The organism is Bradyrhizobium sp. LB13.1 (assembly GCF_054056815.1).
The window spans coordinates 778734-794025 of sequence record NZ_JBSRYQ010000001.1; the positions used below are offsets into that span (position 1 = coordinate 778734).

At 65.6% G+C, this 15292-nt stretch carries 7 protein-coding genes and 5 pseudogenes; 2 read left to right on the top strand and 10 right to left on the bottom strand.

Features of this window, described 5'->3' with window-relative positions; translation table 11 throughout:
- Positions 1–76 precede the first annotated feature (76 nt).
- The 8 genes and pseudogenes from ACVWYI_RS03690 to ubiE all read right to left on the bottom strand — a co-directional run bounded on the left by ACVWYI_RS03690 (position 77) and on the right by ubiE (position 9894).
- Positions 77–799 (bottom strand): nucleotidyltransferase family protein, encoded by a 723-nt coding sequence (locus tag ACVWYI_RS03690; RefSeq protein ID WP_247352806.1) that lies wholly within the window; start codon positions 797–799, stop codon positions 77–79.
- A 124-nt stretch (positions 800–923) separates the two neighbouring features.
- A complete protein-coding gene (locus ACVWYI_RS03695) occupies positions 924–1241 on the bottom strand; it encodes a PilZ domain-containing protein (RefSeq protein WP_247352808.1) in 318 nt (105 codons plus the stop codon).
- A gap of 124 nt (positions 1242–1365) precedes the next feature.
- Positions 1366–2899: pseudogene (gene tsaE / locus ACVWYI_RS03700) on the bottom strand (tRNA (adenosine(37)-N6)-threonylcarbamoyltransferase complex ATPase subunit type 1 TsaE).
- Positions 2896–5401 (bottom strand): annotated as a pseudogene (locus tag ACVWYI_RS03705) (ATP-binding protein). The pseudogenes tsaE and ACVWYI_RS03705 overlap by 4 nt, the downstream one beginning before the upstream one ends.
- A gap of 191 nt (positions 5402–5592) precedes the next feature.
- Positions 5593–6051, bottom strand: coding sequence for a dUTP diphosphatase (gene dut / locus ACVWYI_RS03710; RefSeq protein WP_456661268.1), 459 nt, complete (start codon positions 6049–6051; stop codon positions 5593–5595).
- A pseudogene (coaBC, locus tag ACVWYI_RS03715) lies at positions 6048–7501 on the bottom strand (bifunctional phosphopantothenoylcysteine decarboxylase/phosphopantothenate--cysteine ligase CoaBC). Before coaBC ends, dut begins: the two are co-directional and overlap by 4 nt.
- 56 nt (positions 7502–7557) lie before the next feature.
- Positions 7558–9135 (bottom strand): 2-polyprenylphenol 6-hydroxylase, encoded by a 1578-nt coding sequence (gene ubiB, locus ACVWYI_RS03720; RefSeq protein ID WP_456661269.1) that lies wholly within the window; start codon positions 9133–9135, stop codon positions 7558–7560.
- Positions 9132–9894: pseudogene (gene ubiE, locus ACVWYI_RS03725) on the bottom strand (bifunctional demethylmenaquinone methyltransferase/2-methoxy-6-polyprenyl-1,4-benzoquinol methylase UbiE). The gene ubiB and the pseudogene ubiE overlap by 4 nt, the downstream one beginning before the upstream one ends.
- An 81-nt stretch (positions 9895–9975) precedes the next feature.
- On the opposite strand from ubiE, the gene mutM reads away from it, so the two are divergent.
- Positions 9976–10857 (top strand): bifunctional DNA-formamidopyrimidine glycosylase/DNA-(apurinic or apyrimidinic site) lyase, encoded by an 882-nt coding sequence (gene mutM, locus ACVWYI_RS03730; RefSeq protein ID WP_247444547.1) that lies wholly within the window; start codon positions 9976–9978, stop codon positions 10855–10857.
- Between the two features lie 263 nt (positions 10858–11120).
- Here mutM and ACVWYI_RS03735 read toward each other — a convergent pair whose 3' ends face one another.
- Entirely contained in the window at positions 11121–11864 is a 744-nt protein-coding gene (locus ACVWYI_RS03735; protein WP_456661270.1) for a nucleotide-binding protein, read from the bottom strand.
- A 237-nt stretch (positions 11865–12101) separates the two neighbouring features.
- Between ACVWYI_RS03735 and ggt the strand changes: the two are divergent.
- Positions 12102–13781, top strand: a pseudogene (gene ggt, locus ACVWYI_RS03740) (gamma-glutamyltransferase).
- A gap of 68 nt (positions 13782–13849) precedes the next feature.
- Here the strand turns inward: ggt and ACVWYI_RS03745 are convergent.
- The gene (locus ACVWYI_RS03745; protein ID WP_456661271.1) at positions 13850–15208 is read right to left on the bottom strand and encodes a serine protease; all 1359 of its coding nucleotides are present in this window, start codon (positions 15206–15208) and stop codon (positions 13850–13852) included.
- Positions 15209–15292 lie beyond the last annotated feature (84 nt).

Sequence of the window (15292 nt, forward strand, 5' to 3'; positions counted from 1 at the left end):
ATCACGGCTGTGGCTGTGGGTCCCGGCTCTGCGGAGCGGCACTTCGCGCCGCACCGCGTCCGGGACAAGAGAGACCCTACGCCACGCTCTCCAGAAACGCCTCTTCCGCGGCGTGCACGGCGTCGGGCGTGCCGACATGCATCCAGACGCCGTCGAGGCGGAGGCCGAACAGCCGCTCCTGCTCGTTGGCGCGGTCAAACATTTTAGTCAGCGAGAACTCGCCTGTCGGAGCATCGGCGAAGATCGAGGGCGACAAGATCGCCGCGCCGGCATAGACGAACGGAACGACCTCTTTTTCCTTGCGCTTGCGCAGGGCGCCGTCGGCCAGCATGCCGTAATCGCCGCGGCCGCTATAGCCGATGCTGGTCGCCGTCGGCGCCATCAGCAGCAGGATGTCCATCCGCGCGAGATCGAAGTTTTCGGCAAGCCGCGCCAGATTGGAGCGCACGCCGTCGATCCACAGCGTATCGGAATTGACATGGAAGAACGGCGCATCGCCGAGCAATGGCAACGCCCTGACCACGCCGCCGCCGGTGCCGAGCACCTGGTCGCGCTCATCCGAGATGGTCACGCGCGGATGCTGGCGGGACGCGGTGTGATTGATGATCTGGTCCGGCAGATAGTGTACGTTGACCACCGCCTCGCTCACGCCGGCCTGGCCGAGCTTGTCGAGCACGTGGTCGAGCAGCGGCTGGCCGGCCACCGGCACCAGCGGCTTCGGCATCTTATCCGTCAACGGACGCATGCGCAGGCCGAACCCTGCGGCGAGCACCATGGCTTTGGTCGGCTTGACGGACATCCTTCGCTTTCTCAGACCCATTGATTTCGCGTTCGCCGCAATCCTAACACGAGGCTTGACCGACCGCACCGCGTCTTAATCGCCTTAACCACCTGCCGTGACGCTTGTACGACGAGTGTTGCCGTTACGCCCGGACGGATGTGGAACGCGCCTTTTTCTTCTTGTCGCCAAGCTTGAGAAAATTGACGCCGATCTGATCGCCATTGACCCAGGCGAGCTCGCAGCGCCGGTACGCAAGTCCGGTAGACGACAGCAGCAGAAAAAACTCCTTCAGATGCAGGCCTTCGACCGAGCCGTCGATGGTCAGCTTGGCGCCGCTCTCGGAGACGTCCTCCATGCTGCAGTCGCGCCGCCAGGTGCCGTCGATACCCATCATCTGGGCCGCTATCCCGCGCTCGAAAACAACCCGGCTGTTGCCGCGCTGGTCCGTCTTCACCGCCATCTGCCCTGCTCCGGCCCGTAATTACCCGGCTACCTCGCCACCAGATTACCGGTGTCTTGGCTAACAGCCGGTAAATCGGGCCCCGAATCAGCCTCTATCAGCCTTGTCAGCCTTGTCAGCCTTGTCAGCCTTGGACCGGCCGTTGGGGCGGTGGGACGTTGGCGAGATACCAGCCGCGCAGATGGGCGAGCGCGGGATGCGCCAGGGAGCGCTGGAGATAGGTCCAGATCCGCGGTTGGTGACGCAGATAATGCGGCTTGCCGTCGCGGCGGTTGAGGCGGGCGAAGGTGCCGAGCAGACGCGTGTTCCGCTGCGCCGACATGATGGCGTAGAGCTCGGCGAAGCCGGCCGCGTCGAAGTTTGCGTCGTTCGCGCGGCGCGCCTTGATGTAGCGCGACAGCAGCGTCAGCTCGATCGTCTCGGGCACGTCGATGCGGGCGTCCTGGAGCAGCGACACCACGTCGTAGGATTGCGGCCCCCAGCACGGTGTCCTGGAAATCGATCACGCCGACGCGTTCGATGCCGGTGCGATTCCCGAGCCAGATCAGGTTCGGCGAGTGATAGTCGCGGATGATCCACGTCTTCGGCGCCGCCAGCGGCTTCTTCAGCAGCTCGCGCCAGATCGCGAAAAATTCGATGCGCTTCGCGTCGTCCAGCGGTGCGTTGCGATCGGGCAGGTACCATTCCGGCATCAACCCGATTTCAATCAGCAGCGCCTCGGTATCGAAGACAGGAATGGCGTAGGTCTGCCCATCGAGCGGCAATTTTTCCGGCAGCGTCTCGCCGTGCAGCACGGCCAGCAAATCGGCCGCGGCTTCGTAGCGCTCGGCGATCGGGCGCGGCGGATCGCCCTCGATCACGCCTTCGCTGCCAAAGTCTTCGCTGATCAGGAATCCCTGGTCGAGGTCCGAATGATGGATCGCAGGTGCCGAGATGCCATGTGCGCGCAGACCTTCGCCGATGGCAACGAAGGGTTTTATATTTTCGGCGAGGTGCACCGCGGCGCTGTAGGATTTTCCGTTGTAGATCGTAGCGCCATCCGGGCGCTGCGGTGAGTTCATGAGGATGACGATCGCGTCGTCGCGCAGCAGCCGTGCATAGGAGCGCGTCGAGGCGTCGCCCGGCATGCGCTTGCGCGTCGCATCCATGTAGCCGGATGCATCGAGGAATTCGCGTAGCGCCTTCAGTCGCGCGACGGTGGCGGCGGCCTTACCATAGCCGGTAATGTCGGCGGCGCGTGCGCTCGAGCCCAGCGCCGGCCGGTGCGTCAGCGCGATGTCGATGCGGTCTTGAGGCATCGCCGACGGGGCGCGCTCCGGCCATTCGATCAGGACGAGGGTCGCTTCCGGCAGCGGCGACAGCCCGATCTCTTCGAGCTCGCTCTCGTCCTCGACGCGGTAGAGGTCGGCATGCATCACCGGGAATGGCGGCAGCTCGTAGCCCTGCACCAGCGTGAAGGTCGGGCTCGGCACTTCCAGCGCCTCGTCGCCGGCGAGATAGCGGATCATGGCCCGCGCCGCCGCGGTCTTGCCGGCACCGAGATCGCCGGTAAGCGTGATGACGTCGCCGGAGCCGACCAGCAGCGCGAGGTCGGCCATCAGGTGCGCGGTCGCCGTCTCGTTGTGAAGCGCGACGGAGAATGTGGTTTGTTCAGTCATTCGGCGGCGTCGCGATGCGCCGCCTGCTCGGTCGGGAAGTCGCAGATTACGACCGTGCCTCTGCCCACGATCGAATCTACCCGGATCTTGCCGCCGTGCAGCTCGACGAAGGAGCGCACCAGCGACAGGCCAAGCCCGGCGCCGCGGTGACGCGAGCCCTGCGATCGGCTTTCAAACCAGTTGAACACCTTGTCCTTCATGTCGGCAGGTATTCCAGGCCCGGAATCTGTCACAGTGAAGACCACGCTGCGTTCGGTGCGGCGGGCGCTGATGCCGACGGCGGAATCCTGTGGAGAAAACCCGACGGCATTGGCGAGGAGGTTATAGAGCACCTGCACCACGCGCTTCTCGTCGCCGGTGAAGCTGCCGACGTCGGGCGCGATCTCGACCTTGAGACGGATGCGGTCGGTGGCGAGCCGGTCCTGAATACCCTCGGCGGCGAGCTCGATGGTCTTGCTGACGTCGACCGGGCCGAGTTCCAGCTTCATGGCGCCGGCGTCGATGGTGGCGAGATCCAGGATGTTGTTGGTCAGCGCCAGCAGGGCATTGGTCGATTTGGTGACGTAGTCGAGATATTCGGCCTGCTTCGGCGTCAGCGGCCCGGTCGAGGGATCGCTGAGGAAATGCGCGAAGCCGATGATGGTGGTAAGCGGCGAGCGCAGCTCGTAGGAGACGTGGTGGACGAAATCCACCTTCATCTGGTCGGCGGCCTCCAGCGCCTCGTTGCGCTCGCGCAGCGCGCGCTCGACATTCTCGGTGTCGGTGATGTCCTGGAACGTCAGCATGGTCGCGCCGTCGTGCAGCGGCCGGATCATGCCGTCGAGCACGCTGCCGTCCTTGCGCTCCAGCTTCAGCGGAACGTCGGCGCGGCTCTCGATCGAGGTGACGGCCTCGCGGATCTGCCGCCAGACGATAGCGTCATCGAACAGCTGATGGCACCAGCCTTCGACGGTCTGGATGTGCGGCTCGTCGCGCATGGCGTCGCTTGACAGCTTCCACATCCGGACGAAGGCCGGGTTGAACAGCTGCGCCCTGCCGTTGCTGCCGAACACCGCGACGCCCTCGGCGAGGCTGTCCAGCGTCTCGCGCTGGACGCGGATCATGCCGTCGAAGCGGCGGGCGAGCTCGAGGCTCTCGGTGACGTCGTCGAACAGATAGGTGACGCCGCCTTCCGGATTCGGCGTGGTGACGACGGAAAGTGCGCGGCCGTCGGGCAGGTACCAGGTGTCCTTGGCGGTCTCGACCGCGCGGTAGGCCTCGTGCAGCTCGACCTTCCAGGCGCGGAAGTCCGGCTGCTCCGGCAGCTTGCGCCCGGCGCGGAGTTGGTCGAGCACACTGGAATCATCGGGGTTGGCGTCGAGGAAGGTGCGGTCGAGGTCCCACAGCCGGCGGTAGGAATCGTTGTAGAAAGCGAGCCGGCGCTGGCCGTCGAACACGGCAACGCCGGAGGAAAGCTGGTCGAGCGTGCGGCGATGCGCCTCCGCCATCCGCACCAGCGCCGAGCTCAGCGCATCCGCCTCGCTGGCATCGATGGCAACGCCGACATTGCCCCGGCCGACATTGACGGCGCGGACGTCATAGATGCGCCGCTCGCCGCTGATCACGATCGGCAGCCGCGAGGTGAAATTGGCCGCCTCCTTCAGTCCCCGCTCCATCGCCGTGCGGTCGGCGCTGTCGAGCAGCTCGAGCTTGCGATCCTGGGCGTCGGCGATGGTGGCCGCTTCGGTCGCACGGACATAGGCGGGGTTGGCGTAGGTCAGCGCGCCGTTCTCACTCTTGGCCCAGATCGGCCAGGGTGCGGCGGCGGCGAAGCCGCGCAGCATCTCGGTTTCGTCCGACAGCGCCTTGTAGCGCAAATTGGTCTCGGCCAGATCGCGGCGCAGCCCTGATAGTTCGCGAATCCTGACGATGGCCTGGCCGCCGATGGCGCGGCCGATGGCCTCCAGCGTGTGGCCATGCGCGGTGGTCAGCGTCAGCTGGAACCCGTCGCCACGGTCCCGCAGCGCGTCGACCGCGTGATCCATCTGGAGCGCCGGCTCCGGCGGCAACCAGGTTCCAAATGCGAGCAGGCGCTGCGGGGAGGAGTCGCGCGGCAACACCATGGAGATGTCGCCGGAAATCTGGGCGCGATTGTCGCCGGCCGGCCAGGAGATCAAAATTTGCGGCTCGGCGAACAGCAGCGCGCCGAAGCGGTCGGCCTGGAGCTGGAGTTCCCCGATTCGGGCGCGCAGCCGCGCCTCGTTCCTCGCCGTGCGCACACGCGTGCGCATCAGGAGAATCGCGGCGACCACCGAGAAGCCTAGCAAAGCCAACGCAGTGGCCCAGCACCGCGAGCTCCTGCCGGTTGAAATCCAGCAATGTTGAGAGTGTGTCGACGAGATCGGCGGCCTTAGCCGGCGCAGCCGGCAGCAGCGCCGCGAGAGCGCTTCCCAAGACGCCGTTGCGCACCAGCGATGTGCACGACAGCAGCGTCCGACGCATCGACACGATCACGCCTGACATAGTTGCCCCAAGAACCGCACGAATTTGCACGCGGCGACCCCCGTCGCGTGCGAATCAAACGACAATACCCTCACCGTGACTCCACCGGTAAGAGTCCAGATCGTGAACGCAAAGCCGGCCCCACAAAAATGCCGGCCGCGCTGTTCCAGCCACGTAAATCTTCGGGATAATTCGGCTGGACGTGCCGCGCGTTAGCGGCCGGTCGAGCCGAAGCCGCCGGCACCGCGGTCGGTGGACGACAATTCGGCCACGGGAACCAGCGCGGCCTGCACCACGGGCGCGATCACCATCTGCGCGATGCGCTCGCCGCGCTTGATCACGAAGGCGGCCTGGCCGTGATTGACCAGGATCACCTTGATCTCGCCGCGATAGTCCGCGTCAATCGTGCCCGGCGAGTTCAGCACGGTGACGCCGTGCTTGACTGCAAGCCCCGAGCGCGGCCGCACCTGCGCCTCGTACCCGGGCGGCAGTGCGATCGCGAGGCCCGTCGGCACCAGCGCGTATTGGCCGGCCGCGAGCGTCATCGGCTCGCTGTCCGACACCGCTGCCATCAGGTCGAGACCGGCGGCATCGTTGGTCTGATAGGCCGGCAGCGGCAGGCTCTCCGCATGGGGCAGGCGTTGCAGTTCGACCGTGACTTTCGTGCTCAAGATGCCGGCTCCCGGGATTTGCCGGTCACGCTCTTTGCGACATGCGCGACCAGTTCGATGGCGACCTGTTCCTTGGTCATCGCCGGCCAGGAATCAACTGCAATCTCGCCATCCTTCTCATCGTTCTTGCGGCTGATGAGGTGAACGGTGTTGCGGTCTCCGCCCATCAACCCCGGTTGCGGGGGAGACGTCGTTGGCGACGATCCAGTCGCAGCCCTTACGGGCAAGCTTCGACTTGGCGTTGTCGATGAGGTGCTCGGTCTCGGCCGCAAAGCCGATCACCAGTGGCGGACGCTTGTCGGTCAGCTTGGAGATTGTCGCGAGGATGTCGGGGTTCTCGACCAGCTGGAGCGGCGGCATGCCGGCCGAACTCTTCTTCAGCTTCTGCTCGCCTTCATTGGCGACCCGCCAGTCGGCGACGGCCGCGGCGAAGATCGCAATGTCGGCGGGAAGCGCGGCCTGCACCTGCTCCAGCATCTGCCGCGCCGATTCCACGTGCTTGACCGTCACGCCCCGGGGATCGCCGAGATCGACCGGTCCGCTCACCAAAATCACCTCGGCGCCTGCGGCCTGTGCGGCGGCGGCGATGGCAAAGCCCTGCTTGCCGGAGGAGCGGTTGGCGATGTAGCGCACCGGGTCGATCGGCTCGTGAGTCGGACCTGCCGTGATCAGCACGCGCTTGCCGGCGAGCGGGCGCGGCACCGGCGGCCGCAGCAGGCGCTCGGCGGCGGTCGCGATCTCGATCGCCTCGGACATGCGGCCGATCCCGGCCTCGCCGGCTTCGGCCATCTCGCCGGAATTCGGCCCGATCAGCACCACGCCGTCGCGCTGGAGCTGCGCGACATTGCGCCGCGTCGCCGCGTTATTCCACATCAGCGGATTCATCGCCGGTGCCAGCAGCACCTTGCGGTTGGTCGCGAGCAGGATGGCGCTGGCGAGGTCGTCGGCGTGGCCGTTTGCCATCTTGGCCATCAAATCGGCGGTGGCGGGCGCCACCACGATCAGGTCGCACTCGCGCGCGAGGCGGATATGACCGGCGTCGAACTCGCTCTGGGGATCGAACAGGTCGGTGTAGACGCGCTCATGCGAGAGCGCACTCACGGCCAGCGGCGTGACGAATTGCTGCGCCGCCTTGGTCAGCACGCAGCGCACCTCGATCCGCCGCTCCTTGGAGCCTTCGGATCAGGTCGAGCGATTTGTAGGCCGCGATCCCGCCGCCGATGATCAGGGTAACGCCGGCCTCGGGAAGGGCACCGGGGCGCTGGGGGATGGGGGTGGCGGAGGCCGCGGGCGGCGCCGTGAACGGCGTCAGCGGCTCCTCGCGCCCCTCGATCAGCTCCCCGAGGATGACCCGGACCTCTTCCTCGACCGACCTGCGGTTCCTGGCCGAGCGCAGGCGGAGGAAGGTTTTGACGTTCTCGTCGAGCTTGCGGATGGTCAGGCTTGCCATGGCACTCTCCGGCGGAAAATGATAGCGATGCTATCAGTCGTATGATTGCACTGCAATCATAGATTCCGGACGGCGATCAGGATGCCGATGAAGGTCGCCGCGATGATCCAGAGCGCCACGGTGCGCCAGCGGTTCTTGCGGCCCTCGCTGCGGCCCATCGCCGCGATGCTCTCCGGCGACAGCCGGATGCCTTCCCGCGTCATGATCTCCAACTGTTCGAGCGTCACCGCGACCGAGCGCGCGGCGATGTCAGGCAGACGCATCAGGATGCGGGCGAGATCGCCGGTGCCGGAAAGTGCGCCCTGGACCCGGCCGATCGGCCCGAGATTGCGCTCGATCCATTCGCGCACCACGGGGTCGGCGACTTTCCAGATGTCGAGCTTGGGATTGAAGCCGCGCGCCACACCCTCGACCACCACCATGGTCTTCTGAAGCAAGATCAGCTCGGGCCGCGTCTTCATGTCGAACATGCCGGTGACTTCGAGCAGCAGCGTCAGCAGCCGCGCCATCGAGATCTCTTCGGCGGTGCGATTGTGAATCGGCTCGCCAATGGCGCGGATCGCTTGCGCAAAATTCTCGACCGAGTGATGCGCGGGCACGTAGCCCGCTTCGAAATGCACCTCGGCGACGCGGCGATAGTCGCGGGTGATGAAGCCGAGCAGGATTTCGGCGAGGAAGCGCCGCTCCTTCATGCCGAGCCGGCCCATGATGCCGAAATCGACCGCGACGAGACGGCCGGCGTCATCCAGGAACAGATTGCCCGGATGCATGTCGGCGTGGAAGAAGCCGTCGCGCAACGCGTGGCGCAGGAAACTCTGGATCACCTTGCGGCCGAGATCGGGCAGGTCGACCTGCGCTTCTTTGAGGCGTTTGTGGTCGTTCAACGCAATGCCGTCGATCCACTCCATCGTCAGCACGTTGTGCGTGGTGCGGTCCCAGTCAACGGTCGGCACACGGAAATCAGGATCGTCGCGCGTGTTCTCCGCCATTTCCGACAGCGCGGCAGCCTCGAGCCGCAGATCCATCTCCATCGCGACCGAGCGCGACATGGTGTTGATGACCTCAATCAGGCGCAGGCGCCGCGCCTCGGACGAATAGGCTTCGGCCTTGTGCGCGACGAAGAAGAAGTCGGAGAGATCGCGGCGGAAGCGGGCGGCCACGTTGGGTCGCAGCACCTTCACTGCGACGGCCTTGCGGACGCCGTCGCGCAAAACTTCGCCGCGATGAACCTGCGCGATCGAGGCGGCCGCGACCGGCGGACTGAGGCTCGCGAACACATCCGTCAGCGGCCGCTCCAGCGAGGTTGCGATCGCAGCTTCCGCTTCGGCTTGCGAGAACGGCGGCAGGCGATCCTGCAGGCTTTCGAGGTCGAGCGCCATGACGACGCCGACGACGTCGGGGCGTGTTGCCAAAAATTGTCCGAGCTTGAGATAGGCCGGGCCCATCCGGGTTAGCGCGCGGGTCAGCCGCGGGCCGTGCTTCGGGCCGCGCCGCTCGATGAGGCGTGCAACTTTCAGCGCGAGCTGCCCGGGCGGTGGCACCAGGCTCGGATCGACTGAGCCGAACACGCCCTCGCGCGCAAAGACGAACGCGGCGCGGATCAGGCGCGCAATGTGGGTGACGGCAGAAATCACAAACGCCAGCCCGAATGCAGCGCGACGATGCCGCCGGACAATGTCTGCCAATTCACGCGGGCGAAGCCGGCGTCGCGGATCATGTCGGTCGAAGGCGTTGGGTTTTGGAAACTTGCGGATCGACTCGACCAGATATTGGTAGGACTCGGCGTCACCCGTGATCATGCGGCCGAGCGGCGGGATCACCTTGAACGAGAACAGGTCGTAAAGGCGATCGAGCCCGGGCATCTCGACGGTGGAGAATTCCAGGCAGAGGAAGCGGCTGCCTGGCTTGAGCACGCGATAGGCCTCGGCCAGCGCGAGATCGATCCGCGGCACGTTGCGAATGCCGAAAGCGATCGTATATGCGTCGAAGCTGCGGTCGGCGAAGGCGAGCGCCTCGGCATTGCCTTCGACGAAATCGACCTGGGTCTCGAGATGCCGCTTGGCGGCGCGCTCGCGGCCGACCTCCAGCATCCCGGAATTAATGTCGCAGACGGTGGCATGGAAGCCGGGGCCTGCGGCTTTGGCGGCGCGGAACGAGATGTCGCCGGTGCCGCCGGCAACGTCGAGCAGCGCGAACGGCCGGTCGCCCTTGGGCGGGTTGAGCGCGTTGATCATGATGTCCTTCCAGACCCGGTGCAGGCCACCGGACATCAAATCGTTCATCAAATCATAGCGCGACGCCACGCTGTGAAACACATCGTTCACCAGCGTCTGCTTGTCCCCCAGGGGAACGTCCCTGAAGCCAAAATGCGTGGTTTCGCCCGGCCGATCCATTACTCTACTCCACGAGGCGGACCATAGCGCGCCCGCCGCAATGGCGCTATCACACCGCCCTGATAAGGTGAATGCCTGACCATGCCTGAATTGCCCGAAGTCGAGACCGTCCGCCGCGGCCTTCAGCCCGTCATGGAAGGTGCAAAAATCCTCGTTGCGGAGGCCCGCAGGCCCGATCTGCGCTTTCCGTTCCAGCCGGATTTCGTGGCCCGGCTGAAGGGGCAGGTCGTCACCGGGCTCGGGCGCCGTGCAAAATATCTCATGGCCGATCTCGCCTCCGGCGACGTGCTGCTGATGCATCTGGGCATGTCGGGCTCGTTTCGCGTCATCAAGCGGGACAACGAGGCTGCGCCGGGCGAGTTTCACTATCCGCGGGCCAAGGACTCCACCCACGACCACGTGCTGTTTCGGATGTCCTCGGGCGCCGACATCATCTTCAACGACCCGCGCCGCTTCGGTTACATGAAAGTGATCGCGCGCAGCGCGCTGGACGAGGAGCCGCTGCTCCGTGGGCTCGGTCCTGAGCCGCTCGGCAACGAATTCGACGCGGCGATGCTGGCGCAGTCCTGCGCGGGGAAAAAGACCAACTTGAAGGTGGCGCTGCTCGACCAGCGCGTAGTCGCGGGGCTCGGCAACATTTATGTCTGCGAAGCCCTGCATCGCTCGCATCTGTCGCCGCGCCGAATTGCTGCGACGCTCGCCACGAAAAAGGACGAGCCGACCGACCATGCAAAGAGATTGGTAGGAGCGATCCACACCGTGCTGAACGACGCCATCAAGGCCGGCGGATCGTCACTGCGCGACCATCGCCAGACCTCGGGCGAGCTCGGCTATTTCCAGCATTCGTTCAAGGTCTACGATCGCGAAGACGAGAAATGCACGACGCCGCGCTGCGGCGGCACGGTGAAGCGTTTTACGCAGAACGGCCGCTCGACCTTCTGGTGCTCGAAATGTCAGAAGTAACGATCAAGCCCGCGGCCGCGAGACCGTGAGTTTCTGCGAGGTGACAAATTCACCACGAGCGTCATTGCGAGCGCCGCGAAGCAATCCAGAATCTTTCCGCGGAGGGACTCTGGATTGCTTCGCTGCGCTCGCAATGACGGTGGATGGAGTCCTTTCAAAAGCGCGAAGCGAAGCAATCCCGGCCGGGCTGGTGGCCGGATTGCTTCGTCGCTGGGGCCTTCCGGATGGCGAAGGGCCGGCTGGCGTCTGAGCAATCGCCCCGCTCAGGACGTCAGTGTCGTGGATTCATCTGACGCAAGCTCTGAAGCCGGGTGCAGCATGCCGTCCGCGGTCGAGATGAACTGGTCGGTCAGAACATTGGTCGTGGCGGCGAGCTCGAGCCGGGTCTCGATCCAATCCCAGAGGCCGCGGATCTCGTCTGATGATTTGCCGTTCGGCGCGAATTCGCTGACCGCGAGGCCGCTGGCGAGCGAGTCCTGATGATCATTGCGCATCACGATCAGCGGGCGTGCGAGCACCTCGGTGAGATCGAGGGCGGCTTCCTCGGCGAGCGTGTTGGCCGCGTTGTCGATGCGCTGGCCGCGGATCGGGGTCTGGTTCAGCACGAAGCTGTAAGGCCGTTTCCAGGCGCGCGCGACGCTCAGCGTCGAGGCGGTCGCCTCGATATCGGCGACGCTCGGGCGGGCCGGGATCAGGCAGAGGTCGGAATGGCGGATCGCGGCGGTGGTCGCGGCGCTGAGGCCGGCCGCGGTGTCGACGATTGCGAGCTGGAGGCCGCTGTCGGCCAGCATCTTCAGACGCGGCTCGATGTCGGCGGCGTGATAGATCGGCTCGACGACGAGATCATCGGCAGTGCGGCGGCGCTGCCAGTTGGACAAAGTGCCCTGCGGGTCGGTCTCGATCAGGCGGACGGTGAAGCCGGCCTGCTTGGCTGCGAGCGCGAGGCCAATGGCGAGCGTGCTCTTGCCGCTGCCACCCTTTTGGGTGGCCAGTACGATCGTGTGCATTGAAGATCAATCCTTTGGAGTGCTTGGGTCAGGGAAACGCCACGCGAACGTGCATCGATCTCGATGCTGAGCTCTTCTCGCTCAGGACGTGCCGGCCCGATCCAAAGGGGATCGCGGAGGTCCGAATCAGCAGTAACGATGATGGCGGAATCGGGAATGCCAGCGAATCCGTACGATTACTGGACCAGTAGTGGTACGTGTGCTGTGCTTACCGCCGTGAATAAAAGGACAAGCGGCATGAGCGGAAACTGGCGCGACCGGACGGCGACGAATTTTGAGTGCCAGAAGATGCCTGCGGTATCGAGCCGCGGCATGGTGGTCAGCAACCATCCACTGGCCTCCAGCGCCGGCGCGGAGATGCTGGCCGCGGGCGGCAACGCCATCGACGCCGCAATCGCGACCCTGTTCACGCTGACCGTGGTCGAGCCGATGATGGTCGGCATCATCGGCGGTGGCATGGCGCACATCCGGCTGGCCGACGGCAGCCACCGCTTCATCGACGGGCAGAGCACCGTGCCCGCGGCGGTGCGCGACACCAGCTACACCTCCATGCCGGGCTCGGCGCATGACGTGTTCGACACCGTCGGCAATGAAAACCTCAACGGCCCAAAGGCGGTCGCTACACCGGGTTCGCTGAAAGCCTGGTGCGAGACGCTGCGCCGGTTCGGCACGATGAGTCTTGCCGACGTCATGCAGCCCGCGATCAAGCACGCCGCGCGCGGCTTTGCGGCGACGCCCTATCTGCATGAATGCGTCAGCGAGAGCGCCGTCGAGATGCGCAAGGACAAGCCGATCGCGGCGATTTACCTGCCTGGTGGAGAGCCGTTGAAGGTCGGTGAGCGCGTGGTGCAATCAGAATATGCCGAGACGCTCCGCTACATCGCCGATCACGGCGAGACCGCGCTCTACGAGGGGCCGCTCGGCGACATCCTGATCGACTACATGGAAAAGGCCGGCGGCTTCATCCGGCGCAACGATCTCACCAGCTACAAGACCGTCGAGCGGCAGCCGATCCGCGCCGATTATCGCGGCTGGACCATCTTTGGCCCGCCGCCGCCCGCGGCCTCCGGCGTGCATATCGCGCAGATGCTGAACATTCTGGAAGGATACGACATCGGCAGCCTTGGCTTCGGCACGCCGGAGACGATCCACTATCTCGCGGAAGTCCTGAAGATCGCCTTCGCCGATCGCGCCGCGGCCAGCGGCGATCCTGATTATGTCGGGGTGCCCGTGGACCGGCTGACCTCGAAGGCGTACGCCGAGGAGCGCCGCGGTGCGATTGATCCGGCGCGGGCGCAGACCTGGGGCGCCGGCGTGTCGCAGCTTGAAGGCGCTCACACCACGCACATGACCGCGGCGGATGCCTTCGGCAACGTGGTCGCAACCACGCAGACCATCAACAATCTGTTCGGTGCCAAGATCATGATCCCGGGCCTCGGCGCCATCGCCAACAACTACATGAACCTGTTCGATCCGCGGCCAGGCCGCGCCCTGTCGCTGGCGCCGGGCAAGCGGGTGACGACCTCGATGTCGCCGATGATGGCCTTGCGCGAGGGCAAGTTGCGTTAAGCGTTGGGTCTGCCCGGGGGAAAACGCATCTTTCCGAGCGCGATGCAGGCGCTGGTCAATCTGATCGACCACGGCATGAGCCTGCAGGAGGCGGTCGAGGCGCCCCGCGTCTGGACCGAGGGCAATGCGCTCGAGGTCGAGCAGAAGGTGCCGGAAGCCGTGCGCGCAAAGCTCGAAAGCCTCGGCCACAAGGTCCAGCCAGTTGCGACGGTCGCCGGCGGCATGAACGGCATCGCCTTCCACGACGACGGCACCATGACCGGCGCCGCCTGCTGGCGCGCGGACGGCACGCCGGTGGGGATCTCGGGTGGTCTCGCGAAGAGCGGGATCAGATTCAGGCTGAGCTGATTTGATGGTGCGCTGGCCGAGGACTCGGTCACCTCTCCCGCTTGCGGGAGCGGGAGCGCAGCGCTCGCTTACTTCCGCACGCATATCACGCGCACGACCGCGGCCTTCGCATCCGTCGACGTGCCATTCGCAGCAACGCCGTTCGCCTTCAGAAAATCGCGCACCGTCTCCGCGGAGACCATCACCGCCTGCGACGCCGGCACCGATGTCGCGGGGCCCGCAACGATCGCAGATTTCAACAGCGCGATGCCGGCGAAATTGCCGTCGCCGTCGATGGCGGCGCTGCCGGAAAAGCCAACCGCCGGCGGCGGTGAGAGCGCGGAATCGCCGCCACCGACAGATGCCAGCGCGGCCTTGAGGCTCGACGCACCGGCCGCTCCGCCCTGGCTCTGTGGATCAGCGATACCGATGATATCGACACTCGTCTTCGCCGCGCCGGCGGAGAGGCTGAACGGCTTCAGTCCGCGCGCGCCATAGACGTGCAGCAGCGCGAGATCGTGTTCCTTGTCCTCAGCGAGACGGTCGGCGCTGCCATAGCCCGCGATCGTGATCGCGAGGCAGCTATCAGTGACGAGGCGGTCGGTAATGATCGCGCCATCGTCGCTGACGACGATGCCGGTGCCATATTCGACGGTCTTGCGCGGCGGCGGCCCGGCCTGTGGTCCTGACGGGAATGCATTGAACGCGCTCGACATCGCGATCACGACCGGCTCGACCGTGTTCTCGGTCGCCTGATCGTAGAGGATCGTCATGATGCGGACCTCGTCGCCCCTGGAGGTGCCGCGCAAATAGAATTTCTTCAGGCCCTGCAAACCAGACAGCACGAAGAAGTCGGGCTTCACCACGGTGTAGTCGATCTTGCGACCCGGCTCCTTCTTCTCCGCTTCGGCAAGCTTGGCTGTGGTCGGGTTCGCCTCCTTGCGGCGGCCGAGCAGCACCTGCACCGTGCCGGTCGGCGAGGTCCATTTCGAGCCGTTGGCGTCGGTCGCCTGCTGCGGCACCAGTTTCGAGGGAATGCCGAGCCGCGCGCCGCTGGTCATCTCGGTTACGATCTTCCAGCCGACGTTGTCCTGCTTCCGGCGCGCGGCTTCGGCGAGCGCCGCGCGCTCCTGCGGATTGAGCACGCCGGTCGGCTTGCTGCCCTTGAGCTTCTGGTATTCCTTGATGGCATCGACCATGCGCGCGCTGACGTCGCCGGTGATGGCGCCGTTGTACCGGCCGACCCAGGCGAGGTCGGACTGCAGCGACAGCCGCTCCGCCTGCGCCATGGCATCCGCCGTCTCCGACGGCGTCTGCAGTGCGGGCGGGCGGATCGGAATGGTCTGGACCGGCTTCGGCCTGGTGCCGGGGATCTGCGGCGTCGTCATCTGGGCGTTCGCGCCTGTCGCGGCCGCAAACATCAGTGTTGCCGCAAGCATCGATCTCATGACAAATCCAGCCAGCCCATTGAACGCAATGCCATTGAAGCACATCTCGTTGGTCGCGAACAATCTCGGGGTGGTTCAGGCGGC

Excerpts from the sequence above, each read along its gene's own strand:
- ACVWYI_RS03735 (WP_456661270.1), bottom strand. The coding sequence starts at position 11,864 with ATGCACACGATCGTACTGGCCACCCAAAAGGGTGGCAGCGGCAAGAGC.
- ACVWYI_RS03695 (WP_247352808.1), bottom strand. The coding sequence starts at position 1,241 with ATGGCGGTGAAGACGGACCAGCGCGGCAACAGCCGGGTTGTTTTCGAG.
- ACVWYI_RS03745 (WP_456661271.1), bottom strand. The coding sequence starts at position 15,208 with ATGAGATCGATGCTTGCGGCAACACTGATGTTTGCGGCCGCGACAGGC.
- ACVWYI_RS03690 (WP_247352806.1), bottom strand. The coding sequence starts at position 799 with ATGTCCGTCAAGCCGACCAAAGCCATGGTGCTCGCCGCAGGGTTCGGC.
- mutM (WP_247444547.1), top strand. The coding sequence starts at position 9,976 with ATGCCTGAATTGCCCGAAGTCGAGACCGTCCGCCGCGGCCTTCAGCCC.